We start from the raw sequence: 26074 nt of genomic DNA, 5'->3' as shown, positions 1-26074 counted from the left end.
AAAAAGCTGCTCCCAACCCACGGGGTGGGCGGAAACAACCAGTTCAACCAATTAAAATAATTGGTATCAATAAACTTGGCACACTATTGAGTTCTCAAACAACAGATGCATCCGAAATACTCGGAAAAACAAAGAATGTTTTTCTTTTCTCTTCGCTGCAGTGTTTCTTTATTCTATTTCATCCGGACCGTTTTAGCAATTCCGCGGTATTTGCGGTAATTAGCTGAAACAACCGTTTGAACCCGCCACAAAGCACTCGGATGAAATCCGCTGCTGTGTTTTTGGGCTGTTGCCGGATCCGGGAGCCTTGCCAGCGGAGCATGTCCGCCAGGCACTCACCGGGGCAACTCACTAAACTTTACACACCCTCCGGCATGGGTGCAAGCCGGCAGCGTGTGATCTGCTGCACCCCGGACAGGCACCCTGCACGCAAGGGAAAAGGCCGGCCCCCGGCCTCCTCACGCCCCTGGATTTCCAAGGCGTGCGGAGCCGAAAGCCGGCCTCCACCTGATCGGCAGGATGAGCTCCCCTAACCTGCGCTAACTTCCACCGTTGCCAGGGTGCGCTTGCCGCGGCGCAGCAGCAGGTACTTGCCGTGCAGCAGCTCATCCCCGTCAATAACGGCATCCGCGTCCGTGACCTTGCGGTTGTTCACATATGCTCCGCCTTCGGCAACCGTCCGGCGCGCGGCCGAGTTGCTGGCTGACAGGCCGGAGGCAACGAGCAGATCGATAATCCCCAGGCTGTTGCGGTCCACCACTACCCGCGGCAGTTCCGCCGTGGCCGCGGTCAGGGTTGCTTCATCCAGCTCGGTGATTTCACCCTGCCCAAACAATGCGGCAGAAGCGGCAATAACCTTCTCGGTTGCTTCGGCGCCGTGAATCAGCGACGTCACGTCGTAAGCAAGCCGGCGCTGGGCCGCACGCTTGTGCGGTTCCTCCGCCACAGAGCGGGCCAGCTCCTCAATTTCCGCCTTGGAGAGGAAGGTGAAGACCTTGAGCCGGTCAACGACGTCGGCGTCGGAAGTGTTCAGCCAGAACTGGTACATCGCGTACGGGCTGGTCATGGTGCCGTCCAACCAGATGGCGTTGCCCTCGCTCTTGCCGAACTTGGTGCCGTCAGAGTTGGTAATCAGCGGAGTGCCCAGGGCGTGGACACTCTTGCCCTCGACCTTGCGCACCAGTTCGGTCCCGGAGGTGAGGTTGCCCCACTGGTCCGAGCCGCCGGTTTCCAGCACACAGTTGTAGTCGCGGAAGAGCTGGAGGTAGTCCATGCCCTGCAGCACCTGGTAGCTGAACTCCGCGTAGGAGATGCCCTCATCGGAATTCAGGCGCGAGGAGACAATCTCCTTCTTGATCATGGTGCCCACCCGGAAGTGCTTGCCGATGTCACGGAGGAAGTCGATGGCACTCATAGGCGCGGTCCAGTCAAGGTTGTTGACCATCTGCGCGGCGTTGTCCCCCTCAAAGCTGAGGAAGCGCTGCACCTGTCCCTGCAGGTAGCCGACCCATTCCGAGACGGTTTCCTTGGTGTTCATGGTGCGTTCCGCCGTCGGACGCGGATCTCCCACCAGGCCGGTGGAGCCGCCCACGAGGGCGAGCGGCCGGTGACCGGCCAGCTGCAGGCGGCGCATGGTCAGCAGCTGCACCAGGTTTCCCAGGTGCAGGCTCGGCGCCGTTGGATCGAAGCCGCAATAATAGGTGATCGATTCCCCGGCGAGCAATTTCTCAAGTTCGGCCTCATCCGTGGAGACATGGACCAGTCCACGCCACTTCAGTTCCTGCCAAACATTCTCGAACGTCGGATCATTCTTTTGGGCGCTCAGGCCCGCTGGGGTTTCGGTAGTCACGTCTTCCAAAATATCAGTCTTCTTCGTCGATAATTCCAGCGGGAACCGGACGGGCCGCAATAAGACGCAGGCGCTGCGTGGGGCGGGTCATCGCCACATACAGATCTCCGACCTTCCCGGCCGCAGCGGTCAGCAGCTCTTCGGGCTCCAGGATGACGACGCCGTCGAACTCCAGTCCCTTCGCTTCCCTCGGCGAAGTGACCACAATGTCCTGCTCCAAACCGCCGGCACCCGTGCCCAGCCGCTTTCCGTAAACAGCCCCGACTTCGCGGCGGACGGCCTCGAGGTGGTGCTCCTCGGCGATAATCGCAAGGAGTCCGCCCTCGAGCGCTTCCAGGTCCTCGGGCAGAGTCTCCATCAGGCGGTCAACCAGCCCGCCGTCGGGAACCCGGTCGATGAAGGGCGCCCAGCGTCCCTCGCGCACCGCCTTGGGAGCGGACACCACCAGACCAGCCGCGTTGGCCATGCGCACGGCGGCTTCGGCAATCTGCGCGGGGGTGCGGTAGTTCACCGTGAGCTCTTCGAGGGTCCAGCGGTCCCCCACGAACGGCGTCAGCGCCTGCTGCCAGGAAGTGGCACCGGCAGCTGAGCTGGTTTGGGCAATGTCCCCCACAACGGTGAAGGACTTCAGCGGGCAGCGCCGCATCAGCAGGCGCCACTGCATGGCGGAAAGCTCCTGCGCCTCATCCACCACAATGTGCCCGAAGGCCCAGGTGCGGTCGACGGCGGCGCGGTCGGCCGCGGTCAGGCGGGTTTCTCCCACGGTGTTGTGGTCAGCCAGATCCTCGGCGGACAGGATGCCGTGGGCACCGGAATCCTCCAGGAACCCTTCCGTGTTCTCGATGGCGCGCTCGGCGTTGGCGAGGTCCCGCTTGCGCTGCTCTTCGCGCAGGGCGTGGTCGCGTCCGGCCGAAGCATCCAGTTCGCCCAGCAGTTCGGCGGCCTCGTCCAGCAGCGGAACATCCGCTTCCGTCCAGGGTGCGTCCGGGCTGCGGCGCAGCAGTGCGATTTCTTCGGCGCTCAGATCGGGGGCCGCACCTTCAAGGTGTCCGGGCTTGCTGAAGAGTTCAGACAGCAGCTTCTGAGGCGTCATCGGCATCCAGCACAGGTTCAGCGCCACGCGCACGTCCCGGGAGCTGCGGACGTCCTCGGCCAGGTAGGCCCGGTCCGTGCTGTTGCCTGCACCGGAGGACTCTTCCAGCTGTTCGGTCAACTGCTCGGTGAGTTCGCGCAGGAGGATCTTCACGAAGGTCACGCGGGCCTCGTTGTGCGGCTTGCCGGTCGCGCGTGCCCGGTCGCGGGCGCGCTGGACCATCTTGGGCGTCAGCAGGAGGATGGTTCCCTCCACGTTGAGTTTCCGCGGTTCCAGCGGCAGGCGCTGACGGTTCGCGACGGCGCGGGCGACCACGTCGGCCATCGAAATACGGCCCTTGATCTCGGCGACATTCGCGTCCTCTTCCGGGACAGCGGCGATGCCGGGCATCAGTTGTCCAAGGCTGGACATGACGACGCCGGTCTCACCCAGCGACGGGAGGACACGTTCGATGTACCGGATGAAGGCGTTGGAGGGGCCAACCAGCAGCACGCCGGCGGACTTGAGCCGTTCACGGTGCGTGTACAGCAGGTACGCGGCACGGTGGAGCGCGACGGCGGTTTTTCCGGTTCCCGGGCCACCCTGCACCACGAGTGTGCCGGCGAGGGGTGCCCGGATGATGCGGTCCTGCTCGGCCTGGATGGTGCCGACAATGTCCGACATCTGTCCGGTGCGCTTGGAGTTCAGGGCTGCCAGCAGGGCGCCTTCGCCCTGGAGTGCTTCTTCCTCCTCGAGCATGCTGTAATCCAGCACATCGTCTTCGATGGCCTGGACGTTCCGGCCCTTCAGGATCAGGTGGCGCCGCCGTCGGACGCCCTGGCGTTCAAAAGCGGTGGCCTGATAAAAGGTGCCGGCTTCCGGCGCCCTCCAGTCCACCATGAGCCGTTGCAGGTCAGCGGTGGAGAGGCCGATCCGGCCGATGTACCGCTCCTCGCCGTCGTCAAGATCCAGACGGCCAAAAACCAGCCGGTCATCCACGGCATTCAGCTGCGCCAGGCGGTCCTCATACATGGTGGCGAAGGCATCGCGCTCGGAGCGGTTTTGATGTGAACCGGCAGAGTGGCTGCGGCGCACCTGGGCCAGCTGCTCGCGCTTTTCTTCACGGAGTTCATCGAGTCGCTGGTACAAACCGGCGACGTAGTGTCGCTCGTGTTCCAGCTCGTGGTGGGCAGAAGACGTTTCAGGCATGTTCGCGTTCCCTCTCGCAAAGGCAGACCCACAAGTTTAGCGTGCATTTGGACTTTTTCCATGCACTGAGCTATTTAAGTGACGCCGGCCCTTGCCGGATGGGTCTAAGTGCGCCTCCGTCCGGAGCCGCGGTGATGCTCCGCCAAGCGGAGGAGCGGAAAATGGGGCTAGTAAGCGACCAGGGCGTGCACCGGGTAACCTGCCAGCGCGGCGCGTCCGCCGAGATCCTTCAGTTCCAGGACGACGCCGAATCCGGCCACTACGGCGCCGGCCTTCTCGATGAGCCGGGCCGTTGCACCGAGGGTCCCGCCGGTAGCGAGCACATCGTCCAGGATGAGGACGCGGGAGCCGGCCGGAATGTCATCCTGATGAACTTCCAGCGTGTTCTCGCTGTATTCCATGGAGAAGCTCTCAGAAAACACACGGCGCGGGAGCTTGCCGGGCTTGCGTATGGTGATGACGCCCTTGTCAGCTGCATAGGCTGCGGCTGCGGCGAGGAGGAAGCCGCGGGCTTCAACCCCGGCCACGTAGTCGAAGCGCCCCTCATACTCGGCCAGCAGAGCATCAACAACGCCGCGGAACGCGGGACCGTCGGCAAAAACAGGCGTCAGGTCGCGGAAGACGACTCCCGGCTTGGGGTAATCCGGCACAATTGCGCCCAGTCGTTCAATGGTTTCGGCAATGGGCTCAATGTTCTGTGCGGCGTCCGCGGGCGTTTCTTTCACGCGTCCACCTTACCCGCTCAACAGCGGGACCTCGTGGCTGACGGGGGCAGCTGTGGCCCTTCTCTCGACGGCCCGCGGCGCCGAAGGGTGGCGGAATAAAGCCTCCGGGGAGGCAGTTGCCACGTTTGAGCGGGTCCTTCGGAGAGGACCCGGAATCAACAGCAAGGATTGAAACACATGGTTAACCTGCACGAAGTGCTGAAGAACAAGATCGGATTCGGGACGGCTCCGCTGGGAAACATGTTCCGTGACATTCCCCAGGACGAGGCACTGGCCACCGTTGAGGCCGCCTGGAACGAAGGAATCCGTTACTTCGACACCGCTCCGTTCTACGGCGCCGGGCTGGCAGAATCCCGGCTGGGCGATGTCCTGTCCGGAAAGAACCGTGATGAGTATGCGCTCAGCACCAAGGTGGGACGGCTGATCCTGGACGAGGAGGAGGAGAAAGGCTCAGGCCTGTTCACACACGGGCGCTCCAACAAAATCGCCACGGATTACACGGCTGATGCCACGCTGCGGTCCATCGAGGAAAGCCTGACGAGGCTAAAGACCGACCGCTTGGACTTTGTCTTCATCCATGACACGTCCCGGGACTTCCTGGGCGACGAATGGGTGGCCAAGTTCGATGAGGCCCGGACCGGTGCGTTCCGCGTTCTGGCCCGGCTGCAGGACGAGGGCGTGATCCAGGGCTGGGGCCTCGGGGTCAATACGACCGAGCCCATCGAGCTGGCCATGGACATGGATGTGGCGGCTCCGACCATGAGCCTCTCCGCCACGCAGTACACCCTTCTGCAGCATGAGCGTGCCCTGCAACGCATGATGCCCGCTGCACAGGAAAAGGGTGTGGGAATCGTCGTCGGCGGTCCGTTCAACTCCGGTGCCCTGCTGGGCGGGGACTACTTCGATTACGCGGAGATTCCTCCGGCGGTCAAGGAGCGGATCGCACGGCTGACGGCAATCGCCCAGCGGCACGACGTGAGCCTGAAGGCAGCTGCCCTGCAATTCTCCACGGCGCACCCCGCTGTGGCTGCGGTCATCCCCGGTTCCAGCCGGCCCGAGCGCGTCTCTGAGGATATCGCGGCCATGAAGGCACAGATTCCCGGCGCCTTCTGGGACGAGCTGCTGGAAAATAAGCTGATCTCCGCACAGGCGCCGCTGCCTGGCGGCGAATAGAGGGTCCTGCCGGCAGGCGGCGTCGGGGATGATCATCCCCGACGCCGCCTGTGTGTTAACCGGTATTTCCGGCTAACGGGCCGTTGCACCGGCTGGCCGGCGCTTGGCCTGGGCCGGACGGTATTTGGAAACTGTTGGATCCCCGGTCAGCCAGTACCGCCAGGGATACTCGTCCGTACCTCCGGGTCCGCTGACACCTACCCGAGGTCCGGCGGACACTTTTTCCGCCGGGACGGGGTCCGCCGGCAGTTCCAGACGCAGCGGGGCGGCAAAGACATCGGCGCCGTCGAGAGCACGGTTGATTCCCAATGCCTGGGCCAGCCTAGCGGGGCCGCGGGCCAGATCCAGATCGGTCCGCGGGTTGTTGCGGCGAATCCTGGCGGTTTCAATTCCGCTGACAATTTCGCCCGCCCGGAGCAGCAGCCCGGTGGCATGGCCGTCCTCGCCGCACACCACGTTGGCGCAGTAGTGCATTCCATAAGTGAAGTAGACGTAGAGATGGCCGGCCGGGCCGAACATGGTGTTGTTCCGGGCGGTGCGGCCACGGAACGCGTGGGAGCCGGGATCAACGTCCCCCATGTAGGCCTCTACTTCGGTGACGCGAACACTCACCGGTTCCCCGCCGTCGTCGTGCGTCAATACTGATCCCAGCAGATGGCGTGCGGCCTCCGTTGCGGGCACCGCAAGCCGTGACCTCTCGCTTTTGTCTTCCATCCTTCGACCGTAACAATTGCGGAGCCGTCCCGTGGAATCGTGCTGCTTCCGAAACTAAACCATGGGCCGGTAGAACCGCTCCAACGCGGCCAAGCGGTGCGAATTCGGATGCGGCATGCCGCCGTCGAGCTGGTCGCGTGCGGAGTCTAAAGCCATGTGCCAGCCAGCCAGCAAAGCAGCGGTCTGGTCCTGGCTTCCGGTCACGGGCTGGCGGACGGTGACCCTGGTTTCCTCACCGTCGTTGGTCATCTCCAGCTCTGCTTCCCCGCCAACTCTGAGCCTGCGGCCGGCGGCATCAACTGCGGCCTCCACATCCTCCGCCGGGGCCCGGTACCAACGGTCAAAGACCAGTTCAGCGTCGGATCCCGAGCCGGTGACCAGCCCCATGGTGGGCGAGACGTCGAAATCTTCCGCATACGCATCCCGAAGAGCCAGCCACGTTTCCATGCTGTCCCGGGCGGGTTCCTCTCCTGCCGCAACGGAAGCGAAAGCGGCCAAAATACCTTGCCACCCGGCACTGCCCTCGGCGAGGAAATCCGGGGTGTCGGTCCGGGAACGGAACAGCAGCAGTGCTCCCCCGCTGCTTGCCAGGACCTGCCATTCCAGCACGGACTCCGATCCCAGCTGGTCCTCCCATGTGATCTGAAGGCTCGAGCGCGGTTCCAGCTGGAGCACGGTTCCGAAGCTGGATCCGCCGTCCATCTCCAGCGTGTATTCCTTGCCTAATTGCCACTCGGGGCTCAACTGGCCGAGCCAGCGCGAAATCTTCTCCGGATTCGTCAGAATGTCCCAGATATGGGCCGTGGGGTAATCGAACTGACGGTCGAAGGCCACCGCGTATCCGTCGGAAAGCCTCTCGATTCGGCCTTCTGGAACGGGGGCGGAAGTGATCTGTCCAGGCATGGCAGGGTCCTCCTGTCCGGGTACGGCCGGAATGGGGTTTTGTTCAGCGTAGCCCTTGGCCGGGCGGATCCGTAAGGTTCTGCGCGCACTTCAGCCACCGGATACGGGTACTGGCTTTCGTGCAGAATTTACCTGATTTGCCGGCGGTCCTCAGCCGGCGAAAAGGTCGGTGGCGGCTGACAGGCTTATGCCATGAAGACGACGACGGTGTGCGGCTCCCGGATAGATCCTCCTCCCGATCCCCTATGGCTTCCGGATGCCGAGTGGTCCGCGGAGGTGTTGGAGTTTTGGAAGTTCGCGGACGAGGAGTCGGTGTTCTCTGCGGGGCAGTTCTCTGCGGGGCAGGCTTGCGCCAGTACTTCCGCGCCGAATCCGGAGTGGGGCACGCCGAAGGGACTCACCGGTTCCTTGGTACTGGGCTCCGCCGATTCCCTGAACCAGGAATTGACGGGCGCCGCCTTGCAACGGCTGAGGGTTTTGGACGGCTGGACAGCATCAGCGCGGGCTCGACTCATACATCGGCAGCATCAGCTGATGGTTGAGGATCTTGAGCAGTTCAACAGGAAGCGTGCCGCCGAGGATTCAGCTTGCGGGCGGCCCGCCGTTGCGCGAAAGGTGGATCCGGCCCTTGCCTTTACTCTTGCGGCCACTGAGATCGCCACCCTGCTCGGGATCCCGGAAGGAACAGCAAGAGCCCTGGTTGATGAGTCCGACGAGTTGTGCGAACGCTGCCCGGAGACTTTGGCCTTGCTGGAAAAGGCGGAGATCAATCCCGCTCAGGCCCGCACCATCCTGGATCAGACGCGCTCACTTATTGCGGAGGAAATGCCGGCCGGAATTTCCCGTTCACCCGGTGCCACCGCCGGACAGGTTTTTCCTGCCGGTGCCGCCCACGCCATGGAACAGGAACTTCTGAAGATGGCTCCGGGCCTGACCAATGCCCAGTTGGTTCGAAAGGCACGCCGCCTGCGGGAAAGGAGCTACCCGGAAACCATCCCGGTCCGTCATCAGACGGCGTTCGAGCAGCGGAGGGTCTGGTTCCAGCCGCAGCCCGATGGCATGGGACATCTCACCGCATATCTTCCTGCCGACAAGGGGCAGAGTATCTTTGGCGCGCTGACCGGAGCGGCACGCGGCGAACAGTTACTGGGTGATCCGCGGTGCCTGGACCAGCTGCGCACCGACATCCTTGCGTCCCTGCTCCTGCACGCTTCCGAACCTTGGGTTGGGAAGCCACATGGCACCCAGACTCCGGACAGTGACGTTCCGGATGACGATGAACCTGTGGACAGTGAGGCTCTGGACATTGTGGCTCCAGACAACGCATACACCCGGGAACTCGGCAACGAACCCGGCGCAACGGAGGTCCCCTGCGTCGGAGCCGGCAAACCGTTCGATGTTCCGCCCCTGCCTTCCGGTACGGTCCCGGAGATCATGGTCCTGATAAACGCTGAAACGCTGTTTGGCGTCGACGACGCCCCTGCCGAACTTGCCGGCTACGGATCGATCAGCGCGCAGGAAGCGCGGCGGCTCGCCCGCACAGCATGCCGGTGGACCGGATTGGCCCAAGATCCCCAGACGGGCCAGATTCTGGGAGTTGGGCGGCGTCGAAAGGTGCCGTCCGGACTGCGGAGGTGGCTGCAGGCGAGGGACCAAACCTGCCGCTTCCCGGGCTGCAGTACGGGCGCTGCCCGGACCGAAATAGACCACACCATACCGTGGGCACACGGCGGCCCGACCGAACACTGGAACTTGGCGAACCTTTGCAAGAAACATCACCGACTCAAGACCCTGGGCCATTGGAAGGCCCGGCAGGTTTCTCCGGGGGTCTTGGAGTGGATCTCGCCTCTCGGACGTCGTTACCAGACTCAGCCGGAACTCACGCTTGGACACCTTCGCGCGCCTCGGACAGCTGACTCGCACCTCGAACCAGAAGTTGAGGAGTCACCACCGCCGTTCTAACCCGGCTGATGCCTGAGGCTGGATCCCGTCTTTCGCGCGCCTGTACCGGCTGTTGGTCACCGGCTGCTGGCCGGGACTATTTGGCGGGAATGCCTGATGGCCAGGGCAGCAGTTTGGGAAGGTCGATACCGTCCGCGGCTGCCTCGGCCCGCAGGCTGCCCAGGTTGGGGGTTCTTCCGGCGAGCCAGGCGGCAATGTCTGTAGCCATACCATTTACTGACACGGTGCTGCCGGTCGTGGCGAAGGTTTGAGTACCGGTATTTCCGGTAAGCACACGCGGGGCCATGCCGAAGGGCTGCAGCCTCACGCGTACTCCAGCAGGAACGCGGGCGGAGAGGAAATCGAACAGGTGCTCGCAGAATTGCGGTGACCAGCTGTCGGCTTCGCTGCCGGTGCCCAAGTCGGTTGCATGGATCACGAGTTCCCGCCACAGGGCCAGTCCCCCGTCCCGCACGACTCCGTCACGGTAGGAAATGGGTGCGTGCCAGTCCTCGTCACTGAGGTCGCCGAAGGCCGACAGGGCACGGTCCAATGCTGCGTCGAGCTCTGCGCGAAGCCGGTCTGCCGAACGAACGGAACCCTCTTCGATGGCACGGTTGCGGCCGTCAGAACCGCCGTCGTACAACTCAATGGTTTCGCCCCGGGCCGCATAGTCCAGCTGGCGTGCCATGGCATCGGCAACACCGGCCACGTGCGCCAGAACATGTCCGCGGGACCAGCCCGGGAGCCGGGAGGGAGCACGGACATCGGCGTCTGTCAGAGAGGCGACGCGGCTCCGAAAATCCGCTGCAGCAGTTCCCACATTGGACAGCAGCTGGGAGGAGGCGGGACGGTCCGGGGACTTGGGAACAGACGAACCCGGAGCATTAGAAAAACCAGTCATTGACCCACCTTATGGGAGCCGGAGCATTTCGCCACGCAGCGGCGCTGGCCCAGTGGATGCGTGCCGCCGGTGGCCGATGGGACAGGTGGAACCTAAAGTCAAAATCAGAGCTGGTAGCGGTGGCGGATGTGGTGCCGGCCCGGGTCTGCCTGCCAAAATTCGATCTCGGACGGTTGCAGCGCATACACCTGCCACTGCGGGTTCTCAGAACCATCCGCACCCGGCCGTTCCTCCCAGTCCCGTGCCGAGACGGTATCGGACAGCTGGACAACGGCGCCGGCCACCCGGATTTGCCGTCCCAGCTCGGACCAGTAGAAGTTCATGGCCGCACGGGGATTCGCCTCAAGCTCCCTGCCCTTCCGCGAGGTTCGGGATGTGGCAAAGTGCCAGCCGTCGTCGTCGAGATCTTTCAGGATGAGCATCCGTGAGGACAGGTTCCCGCCCGCGTCGGCCGTGGCCAGCGAAAAGGCATGGGGCTGGCGGACGCCTGCGGCCAGGGCGTCGTCCAGCCAGGAGCGGAACAGCTCAGCCGGATTGGCCGGCGCGCCAGCGCGGTCGAAGCCCGGCAGGTCCTCCGGAAAATCGGGCAGGGCACGCAGCATCAGCCGGAAGGAGTCGCTCATGGCCTAAGGGTAGCCGCTGGATATGTGGCACGCCCACGGCCCTCGAAGCCAAATGAAAAGGAGCCTAAGAGATGCCAGAAGGACCCCGGAAAGGCATCAGCTCTCCGGGGTCCTTTCCGAGGGGTGCGTGTATTCAGGCAGCGGACCGGGTCACGCAGCGTAGCTGCGAGCTGTCTCCAGCTCGGACTTCAGCGCAGTCAGCTGCGCTTCCACGGCCGACCGGGCCGTGCCGCCCTGGGCGCTGCGGCTGTTCAGCGAACCTTCAGTGCTCAGCACGGTCCGCACTTCAGGGGTCAGATGCTCCGAAATGCCGGCATAGTCCTCGTCGGTCAGGTCCCACAGTTCGACGCCGCGGCTTTCGGCCAGCTGTACAGCAGCACCGGAGAGCTCGTGCGCTTCACGGAAGGGAACGCCCTGGCGAACCAGCCACTCAGCAATGTCCGTGGCCAGGGCGAAGCCCTGCGGTGCCAGCGCCTGCATGCGCTCGGTGTTGAACGTGAGCGTGGCGATCATGCCGGAAACCGCAGGAAGCAGGACTTCCAGAGTATCGGCAGCGTCAAAGACAGGTTCCTTGTCTTCCTGCAGATCACGGTTGTAAGCCAGTGGTAGTCCCTTCAGCGTGGCCAGCAGGCCGGTGAGGTCACCGATCAGGCGGCCGGCCTTGCCGCGGGCCAGCTCGGCCACATCCGGGTTCTTCTTCTGCGGCATGATGGACGACCCGGTGGAGAACGCATCGTCCAAGGTCACGAAGGAGAACTCCTTGGTGGCCCAAATGATGATTTCCTCGCTGATCCGGGACAGGTCCACGCCGATCATGGCGGCGACCCAGGAGAACTCCGCGTAGACGTCACGCGAGGCGGTGCCGTCAATGGAGTTCCAGACCGCTGAGTCAAAGCCCAGCTCGGCAGCCACTGCATTGGGATCCAGCCCGAGCGAAGAACCGGCCAGGGCACCGGAGCCGTAGGGCGACACCGCAGCCCGCTTATCCCAGTCCATCAAACGCTGCACATCGCGCAGCAAAGCCCAGGCATGCGCCAGCAGGTGGTGGCTCAGCAGCACGGGCTGGGCGTGCTGCAGATGGGTGCGTCCGGGCATGGCCACCCCAAGGTGTTTTTCGGCCTGTTCCATGAGGGCATCAACCGTTGCCAGGACACCGGTGGCGATGATCCGGGCATGATCGCGCAGGTACATCCGTCCCAGCGTGGCGATCTGGTCATTGCGGGACCGGCCGGCGCGGAGCTTGCCGCCCAACGCAGGACCGGCGCGCTCAATGAGTCCGCGCTCCAGGGAACCGTGCACGTCCTCATCCGAATCGGCGGGGACATAGGCACCCGAGCGGACATCGGCGTCGAGCGCGTCCAGGGCCGCGAGCATGCCCGCCAGCTCCTCGTCGTCGAGCAGGCCGGCTGTGTGCAGCACGCGGGCGTGCGCACGGGAGCCGGCAATGTCGTAGCCGGCAAGCCGCCAGTCGAAGTGGGTGGACTTGCTCAGCGCCGCGAGGGCGTCAGCGGGACCGCCTGCAAAGCGGCCGCCCCACAAAGCGCCCTGGACGGTGGAACCCGCAGCTGCGGTTCCGGCCGGTTCAACCGGCGGCTTGCCGTGATTCATTTCCTACTTACCTTCTGCCAAACGCTGGTCGCGGCCGGAGGCCACCTTGGAGGACATGCCGAACAGCTCAATGAAGCCGCGGGCCATGGACTGGTCAAAGCTGTCACCGGTGTCGTAGGTGGCCAGGTTGAAGTCATACAGCGAGGAGTCGGAACGGCGTCCGGTCACCACTGCACGGCCGCCCTGCATGTTCATGCGGATGTCGCCGGAGACGTACTTCTGGGTGTCCTCGACAAAGGCGCCCAGGGACTTCTTCAGCGGGGAGAACCACTGGCCGTCGTAGACCAGCTCGGTCCAGCGCTGGCCAACGGTCTTCTTGAACCGGGCCTGCTCGCGCTCCACCGTGACGTTTTCGAGCTCGCGGTGGGCGGCCATCAGGGCCATGGCGCCGGGGGCTTCGTAGATTTCGCGGCTCTTGATACCGACAAGGCGGTCTTCGACAATGTCGATGCGGCCGATGCCCTGGGCGCCGGCGCGGCGGTTCATTTCCTCGATGGCCTGCAGCGGCGTGACGGGCTTGCCGTCGATCGCCACCGGAACGCCTTCCTTGAAGGTGATGACCACTTCGTCGGCGGGAAGGCCGGCAGCGGGATCGGAGGTGTACTCGTACACGTCCGGGGTGGGACCGTTCCAGATGTCTTCCAGGAAGCCGGTCTCCACGGCGCGTCCCCACACGTTGGCGTCGATGGAGAACGGGTTCTTCTTGGTGGTGACGATCGGCAGGTTCTTTTCCTCGGCAAAGGCGATGGCCTTGTCACGGGTCAGGGCCAGGTCGCGGACCGGGGCGATGCACTTCAGGTCCGGGCCCAGGGTCTGGATGCCGACTTCAAAGCGGACCTGGTCGTTGCCCTTGCCGGTGCAGCCGTGGGACACGGTGGTGGCGCCGAACTCACGGGCGGCAGCGACAAGGTGCTTCACGATGACCGGACGCGACAGGGCGGAGACCAGCGGGTAGGAATCCATGTACAGGCCGTTGGCCTTCAGCGCCGGCATGCAGTACTCGGAGGCGAATTCGTCCCGGGCATCTGCAACGTAGGCTTCGACGGCGCCGCAGGCCAGGGCGCGCTGGCGGATGGTTTCCAGGGATTCGCCGCCCTGTCCGACGTCCACGGCCACGGCGATAACCTCAGCACCGGTTGCTTCGGCGATCCAGCCGATAGCCACCGAAGTATCAAGGCCACCGGAGTAGGCCAGTACAATGCGTTCGCTCACGAAATATGCTCCTCTTGCGTTGTGCGCAGCCGTAGACGGCTGCCTGTCGATGAAAGTAGATGAAAGTTGTTGGGTCCGGTGCCTGCCGAAACCGGCGTCACAGGATGCGGCTGTCCGGGGCCTGCCCGTTGGCGGTGGCCTCGTCCGCGATTCGCAGGAAGCGCGCCGCCACGTCGGCGCCGCCGTCGGGCTCGCGGGTGACCATTACCACCGTATCGTCACCGGCAATGGTGCCCAGAATGGACGGCAACACTGAATGGTCGATGGCCAGGGCCAGGAAGTTCGCGGCGCCCGGAGGAGTCCGCAGCACCACAATGTTGCCCGAGGCCTCCGCCGTGACCAGCAGTTCCCCGCACAATCGGGCCAGGCGGGCATCCAGGACTTCCGCTGAAACCCCCGACTGCGGTGCCCGCTGTCCTCCCTCGGAAGGCACCGCGTATACCAGCACCCCCTCCTTGCCGCGCATCCGCACCGCGCCCAGCTCCACCAGGTCCCGGGACAGCGTGGCCTGGGTGACCTGGACGCCGTCGTCCGCGAGCAGCGCAGCGAGCTCCGCCTGGGACCGGACCGACCGGCTGGTCAGCAGCGTGCGGATGCGGGCCTGGCGTGCAGTCTTGGTTGCCGGCATGCTCATGCTGCACCCCCGGAAACTGCCTGTCCCTCCGGAACTCCGGTCAGGCCCGAGCGCGCCATCAGCCACACCATGAGCGCTTTCTGCGCGTGCAGGCGGTTCTCTGCTTCATCCCAGACCAGCGACTGCGGGCCGTCGATGACGTCGGCAGAGATTTCGTAGCCGCGGTAGGCGGGCAGGCAGTGCAGGACGACGGCGTCGTCCGCTGCCTGCGCCATCGCTGCGGCGTCCACGGCGAAGCTGCGGAACAGCTCGGAACGGGCCGCCTTTTCGTCCTCCTGGCCCATGGAGACCCAGGTGTCGGTGGCGACGACGTCGGCTCCGGCCAGTGCTTCGGCGGGATCGGTGGTGATCATCACCGATCCGCCGGTTTCTTCGGCACGGGCGGCAGCGGCGTCGACAATCAGCGGATCCGGCAGGTAGCCGATCGGACCGGCGACCCGGACATGCATTCCCGCAGTGACGCATGCCAGCAGGTAGGAGTTGGCCATGTTGTTGGCGCAGTCCCCCAGATAAGTCAGGGTGAGGCCGGCGAGGGTGCCCTTGTGCTCACGGATGGTCATGAGGTCAGCCAGCAGCTGGCACGGGTGGTAGTCATCCGAGAGCGCGTTGATTACCGGAACCCGCGAAGCCGCAGCCATTTCTTCGAGGCCGGACTGCGCGTAGGTGCGCCAGACAATGGTGGAGACCATGCGTTCCAGCACCTTGGTGGTGTCCGTGACGCTTTCCTTGTGCCCGAGCTGGGACTCCCCGGCACCGATGATGAGCGGAACACCGCCCAGGTCGGATATGCCCGCAGCAAAGGAAACCCGGGTGCGGGTGGAGGTCTTGTCGAAGATCACGGCGACCGTCTGCCGGCCGGTGGATTCGCCGGCATAGGGCTGGTACTTGTAGCGGTCCTTCTTCAACAGGTCAGCCAGGTCCAGCACCTCGGTCTGCTCGGCCTGGGTGAGGTCGGTGTCGACCAGGAAATGGCGGGTCATGATTTTCCTTCGGTTGTTGCGGGGGCAGGGGCTTGCCCGTTAGTTGCAGCCTGTCCGTTAGTTGTAGCTGGTCCGGTGGATGCTGGTCCGGTGACGGCGGCTGAAGTGTCCTGGGCGGCACGGGCGGCGGCCAGGATTCCCGGCAGTGCATCAACAAAGGAGTCGGCCTGTGCCGCGGTCAGGATCAGCGGCGGCGCCAGACGCAGGGTTCGCGGCCCGGTGGCGTTAATGATGAATCCGGCCTCCAGGGCAGCTGTCACGGCGGCCGGTGCAATCTCGTCGGCCAGATCGAAGCCGATGAGCAGGCCCGCCCCCCGGACTTGGGTGACGCCGGGAACGGTTGCCACCGCCGTCCGCAGGTGCTCGCCGGTCTGTTGTACCTGTTCCAGCAGCCCGGTGGATTCAATCACGTGCAGCGTAGCCAGCGAGGCGGCGGTGGCCACGGGGTTGCCGCCAAAGGTGGTGCCGTGCTGGCCGGCGGTCAGCAGCGAGGACACGCTTTCGCCGAAGGTGATCAGTGCGCCGACGGGGAAACCGCCGCCCAGACCCTTGGCCAGGGTCATGGCGTCCGGCAGAACCCCTTCGGAGGCAAACCACGCTCCGGTGCGGCCGATGCCGGTCTGGACTTCGTCCACGATCAGCAGGGCGCCTGCAGCTGAAGTGATGTCGCGGGCTGCCTGCAGATATCCGGCGGGCAGCGGAACCACACCGGCTTCGCCCTGGATGGGCTCGACGAAGACGGCGGCCACGGTGTCATCCACTGCAGTGCGCAGGGCCTCGACGTCGCCGAAGGCAATGTGCTCCACTCCCCCGGGCAGCGGTTCGAACGGCGCCCGGTAAGCCTTCTTGGCCGTCAGGGCCAGCGCCCCGAGGGTCCGGCCGTGGAATGCGCCCTCCAGCGCGATGATGCGGGTGCGCTGCGGGTTGCCGTCGGCCGCCGTTCCGGTATTGCGCCGGGCCAGCTTGAACGCCGCCTCGTTGGCTTCGGTGCCGGAGTTTGCGAAGAAGACCTTGGAACCAACGGGGGCCCCGGAAAGCTGGAGCAGCTTTTCCGCCAGAGCCACCTGTGTCGGGCTGGTGAAGAAGTTGGAGACATGGCCCAGCGTGGCGAGCTGGCTGCTGATCACCGAGGTCAGGAACGGATGGGCATGGCCGAGTGCGTTGACGGCAATGCCGCCGAGCAGGTCCAGATAGGGCTTGCCGTCGGCGTCCCAGACGGTGCACCCGCTGCCGCGGACGAGAACCCGCTGCGGGGTGCCGAAGACGCCCATCAGCGAGGAGCCGTAACGCTGCAGCCAGTCCTGCGATGACCCCGTGAGGCCGTCGAGGACGGTTTCCGCGGAGCTGGGGTTCGTCTGGATCTCTGTCTGGATCTGGGAAACGTCGCTCATGCCTGCTCCTCCGGAACAACCTGGGTGCCAATGCCGGCGGTGGTGAAAACCTCCAGCAGCATGGAATGGGCCATCCGGCCGTCCACTACGGCTGCCCGGTCCACCCCGCCGTCAACCGCCGTGAGGCAGGCCTGCATCTTCGGAATCATGCCGGCTTCCAGGGAGGGCAGCATGTCGCGCAGCTCCCCCGCGGTCAGCGCGGAAATCAGGGAGGTCTTGTCCGGCCAATTCGAGTACAGTCCCTCAACATCGGTCAGCACCACCAGACGTGAGGCACCAAGTGCCACGGCCAGGGCGGCGGCAGCAGTATCCGCGTTCACGTTCAATACCGCACTGGTGAGCCCGCCGTCGGCGTCGACCTCGGGAGCCACCGTGGAAATAACCGGAATGCGTCCGGCTTCGAGCAGGTCGACAATGGCGCCGGGATTGACTCCGGTCACCTCGCCGACCTGGCCAAGGTCCACTTCCTGGCCGTCGATTACGGTTCCGATGCGTGTTGCCTGCAACAGCCCGGCGTCTTCGCCGGAGAGTCCGACGGCGTACGGGCCGTGCGCGTTGATCATGCCTACCAGCTCGCGGCCCACCTGGCCGGTGAGCACCATGCGGACGGCGTCCATGGCTTCGGGGGTGGTCACACGCAGTCCGCCCTTGAATTCGGACTTGATGCCCAGACGTTCCAGCAGGGAATTGATCTGCGGGCCGCCGCCGTGCACCACCACCGGACGCACTCCGACGTGGTGCAGAAAAACGATGTCCTCGGCGAAGGCACGGCGCAGGTCATCGTTGACCATGGCGTTGCCGCCATACTTGATCACCATGATGCTGCCGGCAAACCGCTGGATCCACGGCAGCGCTTCGATGAGGGTGGCGGCCTTGTCCTGGGCGGCCAGTTGTTCCCGAACTTCTGCTGTTGTGCTCATGTCAGTCCCCGATCAGCTGCTGTAGGCCGAGTTTTCGTGGACGTAGTCCGTGGTCAGGTCATTGGTCCAGATGGTGGCGCTTTCCGTGCCGGCGTTGAGATCAATTTCGACCGTCACCTTGCGGCCGGTCAGATCCACCAGGTCCCGGGAGTCTCCGATTCCCCCGTTGCGGCACACCTGCACTCCGTTGATCGTCACGTTGATCCGGTCCGGCTCAAACGCGGCATCGGTGGTTCCCACGGCGGAAAGGACACGGCCCCAGTTGGGGTCATTGCCGAAGATGGCGGTCTTGAAGAGGTTGGACCGGGTGACGGCGCGGGAAGCGGTTTCAGCATCGGCCACGGTGGCGGCGTTGAGCGTGGTCACGGCGATGTCGTGGCTGGCGCCCTCGGCATCGGTGATCAGCTGCTGGGCCAAAGAATGGCAGACCTCGGTGAGGCCTGCGGTGAATTCTGCCTGGTCCGGGACGGTGCCGGCAGCGCCGGAAGCCATCAGCACCACGGTGTCATTGGTGGACATGCAGCCGTCCGAGTCGGTGCGGTCAAACGTGACGGCAGTGGCTGCGCGCAGCGCCGTGTCCAGGGCGGCGGCCGGCAGCTGCGCGTCGGTGGTCAGCACCACGAGCATGGTTGCCAGCCCCGGAGCCAGCATGCCGGCCCCTTTGGCCATGCCGCCGATGGTGTAGCCGCTGCCGGTGAACACTGCCTGCTTGGCGACGGTGTCGGTGGTCATGATCGCCTCGGCGGCGGAAGCACCGCCGTCGGCCGCCAATGCCTGAGCGGCGGCCTCCACACCGGGGAGGATTTCCTCCATGGGCAGCTGCTCACCGATAAGCCCGGTGGAGCAGACCACCACGTCCGAGGCGGAGATGCCCAGGACCTCGGCCGTCTTCTCGGCGGTGGCGTGCGTGTTCTGAAAGCCCTGGGGTCCGGTGCAGGCGTTGGCGCCGCCGGAGTTGAGGATCACGGCATCGGCGCGGCCGTCCGTGAGCACCTGACGGGACCAGTGCACCGGCGCTGCAGCCACGCGGTTGCGGGTGAAGACGGCGGCTGCGGCCTTGGACGGACCGTCATTGACCACGAGGGCCATGTCACGGCCGCCGGACAGCTTCAGTCCGGCGGTGATGCCGGCGGCGCGGAAGCCGGCCGGGGCAGTGACGCCGGTCGTGACAGCAGTTTCGTTGACAGTGCTGGCTGCTTCAATACTGTTTTCGGTGGTGCTCATTACGGGGCAACTCCCTGCGTCATCAGGCCGGCGGTCTCTTCAAGGCCAAGGGCTATGTTCATGGACTGCACCGCTCCGCCTGCGGTGCCTTTGTTCAGGTTGTCGATCACGCAGGTGACAATCACCCGGTTGGTATGCGCGTCGTAGGCCAGCTGCAGGGCGGCGTAGTTGGAACCCACCACCATCTTGGTGGCCGGCCACTGGCCCTCGGGCAGCAGCCGGACAAAGTGTTCGCGGCCGTACGCTTCCTGCCAGGCTGCCCGAAGCTGTTCCGGGGTGACGCCGGGTCGGACCTTCGCCGTGGCCGTGGTGAGAATGCCGCGGGCCATCGGTGCCAGCGTGGGGGTGAAGGACACGGCCACGCTCTCACCGGCCGCAGCCGAGAGGCCCTGCTCAATCTCCGGTGTGTGGCGGTGACCGCCGCCCACTCCGTAGGGACTCATACCGCCCATCACTTCCGAACCCAGCAGGTGCGGCTTGGCCGCTTTGCCCGCGCCGGAGGTTCCGGAAGCAGCAACGATGACTACGTCGTCGGGCTCCAGCAGCCCGGCAGAGAAGCCCGGGGTCAGCGCCAGCAGCGAGGAGGTGGGATAGCATCCCGGAACCGCAATGCGGTTGGCGCCCTTGAGCCGGTCACGGTGACCGGGCAGTTCCGGCAGCCCGTACGGCCACGAACCGGCATGCGGAGAGCCGTAGAACTTCTCCCACGCCACCGGATCTTCCAGGCGGTGGTCTGCACCGGCGTCGATCACGAGGACGGAAGGATCGAGCTGAGCCGCAATGGCGGCGCTGGCACCGTGCGGGAGCGCCAGGAAGACGACGTCGTGTCCGGCCAGGTTCTCCACGGTGGTGTCCACCAGGACACGGTCTGCGAGCGCATGCAGGTGCGGCTGGAGTTCGCCCAGACGGGATCCGGCGTTGCTGTGCGCGGTGATGGCGCCAATGGTGACGGAGGGATGCCCGGCCAGCAGGCGCAGGACCTCGCCGCCGGCGTACCCCGAGGCTCCTGAGACAGCAACTGAAATCGTCATGGTTTTACCCTACAGCAGATTTATGCAGGAACCTTCATATTTATACATTCATGACGCATGCCCCGATGCTGCGTGACGCCGGCGCCTAACAGACGAAGCCGTGCGCCGGGGTCGATGCTGCCCTACGATGGCAGCAACACCGAAGCCGTGCGCCGGGGTCGATGCTGCCCTACGATGGCAGCAACACCGAAGCCGTGACGGAAGAGACATTCCATGCATAAAGCTATTGTGGTACCCGCCCCCGGCGGGCCGGAAATCCTGCGTGTCGAAGACGTGGACCTCCCCCAGCCGGGACCCAAGGAACTGCTGGTGCGCGTGGCCGCCGCCGGCGTGAACTTCATCGACACCTACAAGCGCAGCGGCGTGTATCCCATGGAGTACCCGTTCATTCCCGGCGTGGAGGCTGCCGGCACCGTAGTGGCGACAGGCCGCGATGTTGAGGACTTTCGGGAAGGGGCGCGGGTTGCCACCGCTGAAGGCGGTGGCACCTACTCGGAGTACATGATCCTGGAGGCGGACAAGGCGCTGCCGGTCCCTGACGGTGTCAGCGACGAGACGGCGGCCGCCCTGCCCATGCAGGGCATGACCGCACATTACCTGTGCAACTCCGCCTTTCCGGTGGAAGAGGGCCAGACCGTCCTCACGCATGCGGGCGCCGGAGGCGTTGGCCTCCTGCTGATCCAGCTGCTCAAGGCCAAGGGAGCAAGGATCATCACCACGGCGTCCACCGACGAGAAGCGCGAGCTGGCACGCTCGGCGGGTGCCGACCATGCACTGGGATACGAGGGCTTCGCCGAGGAAGTCCGTCACCTGACGGACGGCGTGGGTGTGGACGTGGTGTACGACGGCGTGGGCAAGGCAACGTTCGAGGGTTCACTGGCGAGCCTGCGCAAGCGCGGCATGCTGGTCCTGTTCGGCGGAGCCTCGGGACAGGTGCCGCCCTTCGACATCCAGAAGCTGAATTCCGGCGGTTCCCTCTACCTCACCCGCCCTACCATTGGCGACTATCTGCTCACACGCGAAGAACGGCAGTGGCGTGCCCATGACCTGTTTGAAATGGTTCGTGAAGGAACGCTGGACGTGCGCATCGGCGGAACGTATCCGCTCGCTGAAGCCACCCGGGCCCAGGAGGACCTCGAGGGGCGGAAGACCACCGGCAAGGTGCTGCTGATTCCGTAGCCTGAGGGCTTGCCGCCTTTACTCCGGGGCCGCCCTTGTCCTGGTTGTTACCGGCGTTCTGTGCAGCGCCTTGAGAGTCATGCCCACAGGCAATGGAAAACCTCGGAATATTCCTCGCTGGAGGGCACCTCCGGGTGCGCTCGGGTACCCGGCACGTAGTCGTTACTCTCGATTGCTGCACCGGCATGACATTTACTGGGATCGATATCCGCCGCAGGCACTGGCCATAGGAGCAGATATCGCCAATCCGTAAGAGAGTCTTAAATGCTGTGCATGCCGGTCTTGTTTCAAAAGGGAAACCCGCTGAAGTCTCGGCCCCTGTACCTATCCGAAGGGGCAATCACATGAAAATAGCCCTTATCACCGAAGGAACCTACCCGGTCGTCACAGGCGGCGTAAGTACGTGGTGCGACCAGCTCCTGACCGGACTTCCGGAGCACGACTTTGACGTGGTCGCGCTCACGGGCAGCGGAGCCGAAAAACCCGTATGGGCGGTGCCCCCCAATGTTCGATCGGTTCGACTGATTCCGGTCTGGGGACCCTCCGCTTCTCCGCTTCGCCCCACCCCCCGGCGCCGCTACTGGATTGAGTCCACCCAATATGAACTTGAGCGGTTGTGGGACGCCGCGCTGGGATCCGAACGGCAGGATCCCGTGGGGAGGACCGCCAACGCCCTGCAGCACCTCGTGGGCATCAGTGACCGGATTGGATTGGCTCGCTCCCTCGCAACCCGTGGCTCCGTGGCAGCGATCATTGCTGCATGGACCCGGCATCTGGTCAGCGTCGGCGAACCTCCCATCTCGGTCGCGGATGCCGTCATGGCTGCCAGCATCGTGGACCGTGCCCTTGCCCTCCTCGATCACCGGCTGGGAAAGGTGAATGTGGTCCATGCCTCCAGTAACGGTCCCTCATCCCTGCTTGCGCTGGCGCAGTCATGGCGGCACGGGACACCCATCCTGCTGACTGAGCACGGGGTATACCTGCGTGAGCGCTACCTGGCGCTCTACGGCGCTCATTTGTCCTGGCCGGTGCGACGCGCGGTCACCGCGTTCCTGCGGCGGCTGTGCCAAGTCGTGAACGTGCGCGCACACATGGTCCTTCCCGTGAACCAGTTCAATGCCCGCTGGGAGCGCCGGCTCGGAGCGCTTCCGGAGCGCATCTACACCATTCCGAACGGAGTTGACCCGTTGACTTTCCTGCCCGTCACCTCCGAGCCGGAGCTTCCAACCATCAGCTTTGTGGGCCGGATCGATCCCCTGAAGGACCTGGAAACGCTGATATCCGCTTTTGCGCTGGTTCGTGAACGGGTGCCTAATGCCCAATTGCGCATTTTCGGTCCAACTCCCAAAGAAAACGCAGCCTACAAGGAGCTGCTGGTTGCCCTGACGCGGGCTCTCGGTGTGGCAGAGGCAGTTCATTGGGAAGGCCCCAGCAAAGGCAGCCGGCCGGCCATTGAGGCCGGTCACGTGGTAGCACTGTCGAGTATTTCGGAAGGACTGCCGTTCACCCTGATCGAAGCGATGATGTGCGGTCGCGCAACGGTCAACACCGATGTTGGAGGCGTAGGAGAATGCCTTGACGAGCACGAGTCCACAGGCATGCTGGTTGCCGCCCGGGACCACGCTGCGTTTGCTGATGCCTGTGTCTCCCTGTTGACCGATCCGAGGCGCCGGGCCGCCATGGGCGCCGCAGCACGGCGACGGGCGCTTTCCGAGTTCACGTTGGAGCGGTGCCTGACCCGGTACCGGGAGGCCTACCTGGCCGCCCGTACCGGAAGGCTGCTGAAACCGAAGCAAGGCGCTGCCATTTTGGCGTCGGCGCCGACCGGCTCGTTCCCGACGAAAATGACCGCACTCCATGACGCAACACCGCTGGACGCAGTGGCGCTGAGGGTATCGGCATGAGCGCTGACAGTGTTGCTGTGCCCGGAGCAGGGAGGCCGGTGGCGGCGTTCTCGAACGATCAGGCCGGTTTCGACGCGGTTGACGTGTACGAGATTACCGCCAGGCTGGAGTCCTCCGGCGTCACCGACCGCACCGCCCGCAGGTGGCATGGAGCCAGGGACGTGTTCGACTACGCCCAATCCCTTGTCCAGGTGCGCACAGTGATCCGGAGTGCAGGCAACCAGGAATCCTGGGTGTCCCGGGACGCACTGTTTGAGGCCGTCCGGCGAGGCATAGTCCTGATCCTGGGTGCTTTTCTCGGCGGTCTCACTGCCACAGTGATGGCCGCCAGCACCCGGGAAGTCCTCATCGCAGGAATCGGGGCCTGGATTATCGGTCAGTCCATCTCGGGCATCGTTTGGGCACAGGCCGGTGCTGGGCAGGTGAACCGCGGGGTCGCCCGCGGGACCGGTGCAACCATCCTGGTCATCCTGGCCCTGGCCTGTTACTTAGCGGTTTCCACGGTCCTTCCCGGCCATGACCAAGGCTGGGCAGGCCTCCTCATGGCCTGGTGCTGGTACTCCTGCGTCGTCTCCATGCTCGTAATCCTCGGCAACTCCCGGTTGTTGTTAACGATCCTGGGGCTTGCCGTCCCAATTGTTGCCCTGGCGCTGATCCTGAACCACCGCACTGCCACGGCCATTGTTGTGTCCGTGGCAGTCCTGGTGCTGGCGTCGGTCACCGTTGTGCTGGTGATGCACCTGCGAACCAGCAGCGATCGGCGCTTGTTCGGGCACGGAGGCTGGAGCGCTGCTGTCGCGCCGGCCGCCCAGGCCTCCTTTCTTGCCGCGGCTCTGTCATTGGCTCTGACCCGCCTGCCGGACTGGGAGGGAACAGCGCTTATCGTAGCCACGGTCGTCGCCGCGGCAGCCACGGATCCGGCTCTGGTGCTCATGCGGCAGCGACTCGTCTGGTCCTCCAACCGGACCCCGCTGCTGCGGCACGCAGCCCGGAACGCGCGGTCGCTCACCATGACAATGTCCGCAGCGATAGTAGTCATCTCCGCATCTGTATCCACCCTTGTGGTCGTCTTCCTGGTCGAGGACACCCGAGTTGCCACCACCGTGCTGGTGGCGGCGGCCTTCAGCTCCCTGGCCACTACGTCCACCACGCTGGCCGCCTTTGGGCTGCCTGGCGGCGGAGTGGTTTTTGCCGGTGCCGCTTTCTTTTCCGCGGAGGCCTGGATTGCAGCAGGAAATACAGCCGGCATACTCGTAGCCGCGGCGTTCCTGGTAGCCGGGATCGGCGTGCTGCTGAGCCGCGTGTCCGATCCGAGGACGTACGCGTGAAGAAAGCACGGACCGCCATTCCCTGGTACGTCCATCCGGCTGTTGCTCCGCAGGAATGGAGTTGGTTGGCCGCTCAGCACGGAAGGGTTTCGTTTGCCATTCTCAATGTCCACAACGGGCCGGGGCGCGACGACGACGAGTACTATCCTGACGCTGTGGCGGCACTGCGGCCGTGCATACGCCTGCTTGGGTACGTGCGGGTGGATTACGGAAACCGGCCGGTGGCGGACGTTGCCCGGGACATTGAGACTTGGCAAAGGCTGTACCGTCTCGACGGAATCATGCTCGACGAGCTTCCTTCCCATCCGAAAAGCCTTGTGCAGTGCGCTCAATACGCGGCTGCCGCTCGAGCCGCAGGAATCACCTTCCTGGCCGCCAACCCCGGCAGGTTTCCCTCGCAGGCACATCTGAATCTGTTCGATGTCACCGCTGTCTTTGAGGGCACAGCAGAGGCCTACGCGGATTTTCGCCCACCCGACTGGGCGCGCAGCATACCGCCGTCCCAGCTGTGGCATTTGGTGTACGGCTGCGGCCCCGGTGAGATCGAGGCCGTCCGCCTTGCTGCAGGAAGTCACGGCGCAGGGTATGTCTTTGCCACCGACCGGACCCTGCCCAACCCTTGGCTGGGAACCTCCACCGCCGTCTCCGCCCGTTTGTCCGCTGAGAGGGTGAGTCCGTGAAAAGACATCTCCGGCACAAAGCGCGCGTTGCCGCGGTGGCCTGCGCCGCGTTCCTCCCGTTCTCACTGGGCGCCTGCACACCCGTTCCTGACGTCACGGCCGAGGTCATCCCGGAAGCGCGGGCGGAGCCAGTGTCTGTGCGGTGGACCCCGTCTCCCTCAGACAGCTGGCAGTGGCAGCTAAGCGGTGCGCTGGACCTCACGGTGGACGCCGACGTGTATGACGTCGACTACGAGACAGCAACACAGACGGACAATGACACCCTAAAGGAAAACGGCAGGCACTCAATCTGCTATTTGTCGGTTGGTTCCTGGGAGGACTTCCGGGGCGATGCAGAACAGTTCCCGGAAACGGTCCTGGGGAACATCGTGGACGGCTGGCCGGATGAGCGGTGGCTGGACATCCGCCGGACGGACGTTCTCCTGCCGATCATGGCAGCACGAATGGATACCTGCGCGGCGAAGGGATTCGACGCCGTGGAACCCGACAATGTTGACGGCTATGTCAATGAGACGGGCTTCCCGCTGACGGCGGATGACCAGGTGGCCTACAACCGGTCCGTTGCAGAACTGGCCCATGCCCGCGGATTATCGGTGGGCTTGAAGAACGACATCGACCAGATTCCCGAACTGGCGGATGACTTTGATTTTGCCGTCAATGAGGAGTGTTTTCGGTACGGGGAATGCGAGGCGTACAAGCCCTTCGCCGACGAGGGAAAGGCCGTTCTGCACGTCGAATATCAAGGGCCGCTGGACTTTTGCGCCGAGTCCCGGCGGATCGGGCTGTCCTCCATGCTGAAACCGCTGGATCTTGGGCCGGCCAGATCCTCCTGCTGAGCGGCATTTCCCTCAAGGAGATACTCCCGGATCC

General features: G+C 64.6%; 22 protein-coding genes. 7 read left to right on the top strand and 15 right to left on the bottom strand.

The genetic code is table 11. The features are described from left to right. Positions 1–529 precede the first annotated feature (529 nt). The 3 genes from tyrS to KG104_RS06485 form a co-directional block, all read right to left on the bottom strand. Positions 530–1849 carry a tyrosine--tRNA ligase gene (gene tyrS / locus KG104_RS06495; RefSeq protein ID WP_237688684.1) on the bottom strand — a complete coding sequence of 440 codons (1320 nt, stop codon included), beginning with the start codon at positions 1847–1849 and terminating at the stop codon, positions 530–532. A gap of 13 nt (positions 1850–1862) precedes the next feature. Further along, entirely contained in the window at positions 1863–4130 is a 2268-nt protein-coding gene (locus KG104_RS06490) for a HelD family protein (protein WP_207347610.1), read from the bottom strand. A gap of 167 nt (positions 4131–4297) precedes the next feature. Then, entirely contained in the window at positions 4298–4855 is a 558-nt protein-coding gene (locus KG104_RS06485) for an adenine phosphoribosyltransferase (RefSeq protein WP_237688683.1), read from the bottom strand. 177 nt (positions 4856–5032) lie between these two features. On the opposite strand from KG104_RS06485, the gene KG104_RS06480 reads away from it, so the two are divergent. Further along, positions 5033–6028 (top strand): aldo/keto reductase, encoded by a 996-nt coding sequence (locus KG104_RS06480; RefSeq protein WP_207347609.1) that lies wholly within the window; start codon positions 5033–5035, stop codon positions 6026–6028. Between the two features lie 72 nt (positions 6029–6100). Here KG104_RS06480 and KG104_RS06475 read toward each other — a convergent pair whose 3' ends face one another. Beyond that, positions 6101–6742, bottom strand: coding sequence for a DNA-3-methyladenine glycosylase (locus KG104_RS06475; RefSeq protein WP_207347608.1), 642 nt, complete (start codon positions 6740–6742; stop codon positions 6101–6103). A 54-nt stretch (positions 6743–6796) separates the two neighbouring features. After that, positions 6797–7645, bottom strand: coding sequence for an SRPBCC domain-containing protein (locus KG104_RS06470; RefSeq protein ID WP_104055449.1), 849 nt, complete (start codon positions 7643–7645; stop codon positions 6797–6799). 534 nt (positions 7646–8179) lie between these two features. Between KG104_RS06470 and KG104_RS06465 the strand changes: the two genes are divergently transcribed. Further along, entirely contained in the window at positions 8180–9607 is a 1428-nt protein-coding gene (locus KG104_RS06465) for an HNH endonuclease signature motif containing protein (protein ID WP_207347607.1), read from the top strand. A 76-nt stretch (positions 9608–9683) separates the two neighbouring features. Here the strand turns inward: KG104_RS06465 and KG104_RS06460 are convergent, their stop codons facing one another. The 10 genes from KG104_RS06460 to argC form a co-directional block, all read right to left on the bottom strand. After that, positions 9684–10490, bottom strand: a complete 807-nt coding sequence (locus KG104_RS06460; RefSeq protein WP_207347606.1) for a maleylpyruvate isomerase family mycothiol-dependent enzyme — start codon at positions 10488–10490, stop codon at positions 9684–9686. A 104-nt stretch (positions 10491–10594) separates the two neighbouring features. Then, a complete protein-coding gene (locus KG104_RS06455) occupies positions 10595–11113 on the bottom strand; it encodes a pyridoxine/pyridoxamine 5'-phosphate oxidase (protein ID WP_207347605.1) in 519 nt (172 codons plus the stop codon). 150 nt (positions 11114–11263) lie between these two features. Further along, positions 11264–12721 (bottom strand): argininosuccinate lyase, encoded by a 1458-nt coding sequence (argH, locus tag KG104_RS06450; protein ID WP_207347604.1) that lies wholly within the window; start codon positions 12719–12721, stop codon positions 11264–11266. Between the two features lie 3 nt (positions 12722–12724). Next, positions 12725–13933: an argininosuccinate synthase gene (locus KG104_RS06445; protein ID WP_207347603.1), complete on the bottom strand. Its 1209-nt coding sequence runs from the start codon at positions 13931–13933 to the stop codon at positions 12725–12727. Between the two features lie 97 nt (positions 13934–14030). Then, entirely contained in the window at positions 14031–14567 is a 537-nt protein-coding gene (locus KG104_RS06440; RefSeq protein ID WP_207347602.1) for an arginine repressor, read from the bottom strand. Beyond that, entirely contained in the window at positions 14564–15547 is a 984-nt protein-coding gene (gene argF, locus KG104_RS06435; RefSeq protein WP_104161881.1) for an ornithine carbamoyltransferase, read from the bottom strand. The genes KG104_RS06440 and argF overlap by 4 nt, the downstream gene beginning before the upstream one ends. Next, positions 15544–16938: an acetylornithine transaminase gene (locus KG104_RS06430; protein WP_207347601.1), complete on the bottom strand. Its 1395-nt coding sequence runs from the start codon at positions 16936–16938 to the stop codon at positions 15544–15546. The genes argF and KG104_RS06430 overlap by 4 nt, the downstream gene beginning before the upstream one ends. After that, positions 16935–17858: an acetylglutamate kinase gene (gene argB / locus KG104_RS06425; protein ID WP_104055440.1), complete on the bottom strand. Its 924-nt coding sequence runs from the start codon at positions 17856–17858 to the stop codon at positions 16935–16937. The genes KG104_RS06430 and argB overlap by 4 nt, the downstream gene beginning before the upstream one ends. Positions 17859–17870: 12 nt before the next feature. Next, a complete protein-coding gene (argJ, locus tag KG104_RS06420; protein ID WP_207347600.1) occupies positions 17871–19082 on the bottom strand; it encodes a bifunctional glutamate N-acetyltransferase/amino-acid acetyltransferase ArgJ in 1212 nt (403 codons plus the stop codon). Continuing rightward, a complete protein-coding gene (gene argC, locus KG104_RS06415) occupies positions 19082–20113 on the bottom strand; it encodes an N-acetyl-gamma-glutamyl-phosphate reductase (protein ID WP_207347599.1) in 1032 nt (343 codons plus the stop codon). Before argC ends, argJ begins: the two co-directional genes overlap by 1 nt. Positions 20114–20326: 213 nt before the next feature. Between argC and KG104_RS06410 the strand changes: the two genes are divergently transcribed. From KG104_RS06410 to KG104_RS06390, 5 genes are all read left to right on the top strand, one after another. Further along, positions 20327–21292 (top strand): quinone oxidoreductase family protein, encoded by a 966-nt coding sequence (locus tag KG104_RS06410; protein ID WP_207347598.1) that lies wholly within the window; start codon positions 20327–20329, stop codon positions 21290–21292. Positions 21293–21636: 344 nt separating this feature from the next. Continuing rightward, the gene (gene pelF / locus KG104_RS06405) at positions 21637–23196 is read left to right on the top strand and encodes a GT4 family glycosyltransferase PelF (RefSeq protein WP_207347597.1); all 1560 of its coding nucleotides are present in this window, start codon (positions 21637–21639) and stop codon (positions 23194–23196) included. Beyond that, positions 23193–24524 carry a hypothetical protein gene (locus KG104_RS06400; RefSeq protein ID WP_207347596.1) on the top strand — a complete coding sequence of 444 codons (1332 nt, stop codon included), beginning with the start codon at positions 23193–23195 and terminating at the stop codon, positions 24522–24524. The genes pelF and KG104_RS06400 overlap by 4 nt, the downstream gene beginning before the upstream one ends. Next, positions 24521–25204 carry a spherulation-specific family 4 protein gene (locus tag KG104_RS06395; RefSeq protein WP_207347595.1) on the top strand — a complete coding sequence of 228 codons (684 nt, stop codon included), beginning with the start codon at positions 24521–24523 and terminating at the stop codon, positions 25202–25204. The genes KG104_RS06400 and KG104_RS06395 overlap by 4 nt, the downstream gene beginning before the upstream one ends. Then, on the top strand, positions 25201–26040 hold the full coding sequence (locus KG104_RS06390) for an endo alpha-1,4 polygalactosaminidase (RefSeq protein ID WP_207347594.1): 840 nt from the start codon (positions 25201–25203) through the stop codon (positions 26038–26040). The genes KG104_RS06395 and KG104_RS06390 overlap by 4 nt, the downstream gene beginning before the upstream one ends. Positions 26041–26074: the final 34 nt, after the last annotated feature.

Origin of the sequence: Arthrobacter sunyaminii, from assembly GCF_018866305.1 — a bacterium.
Taxonomy (GTDB): domain Bacteria; phylum Actinomycetota; class Actinomycetes; order Actinomycetales; family Micrococcaceae; genus Arthrobacter_B; species Arthrobacter_B sunyaminii.
This window is presented reverse-complemented; position numbering and strand designations above follow the sequence as displayed.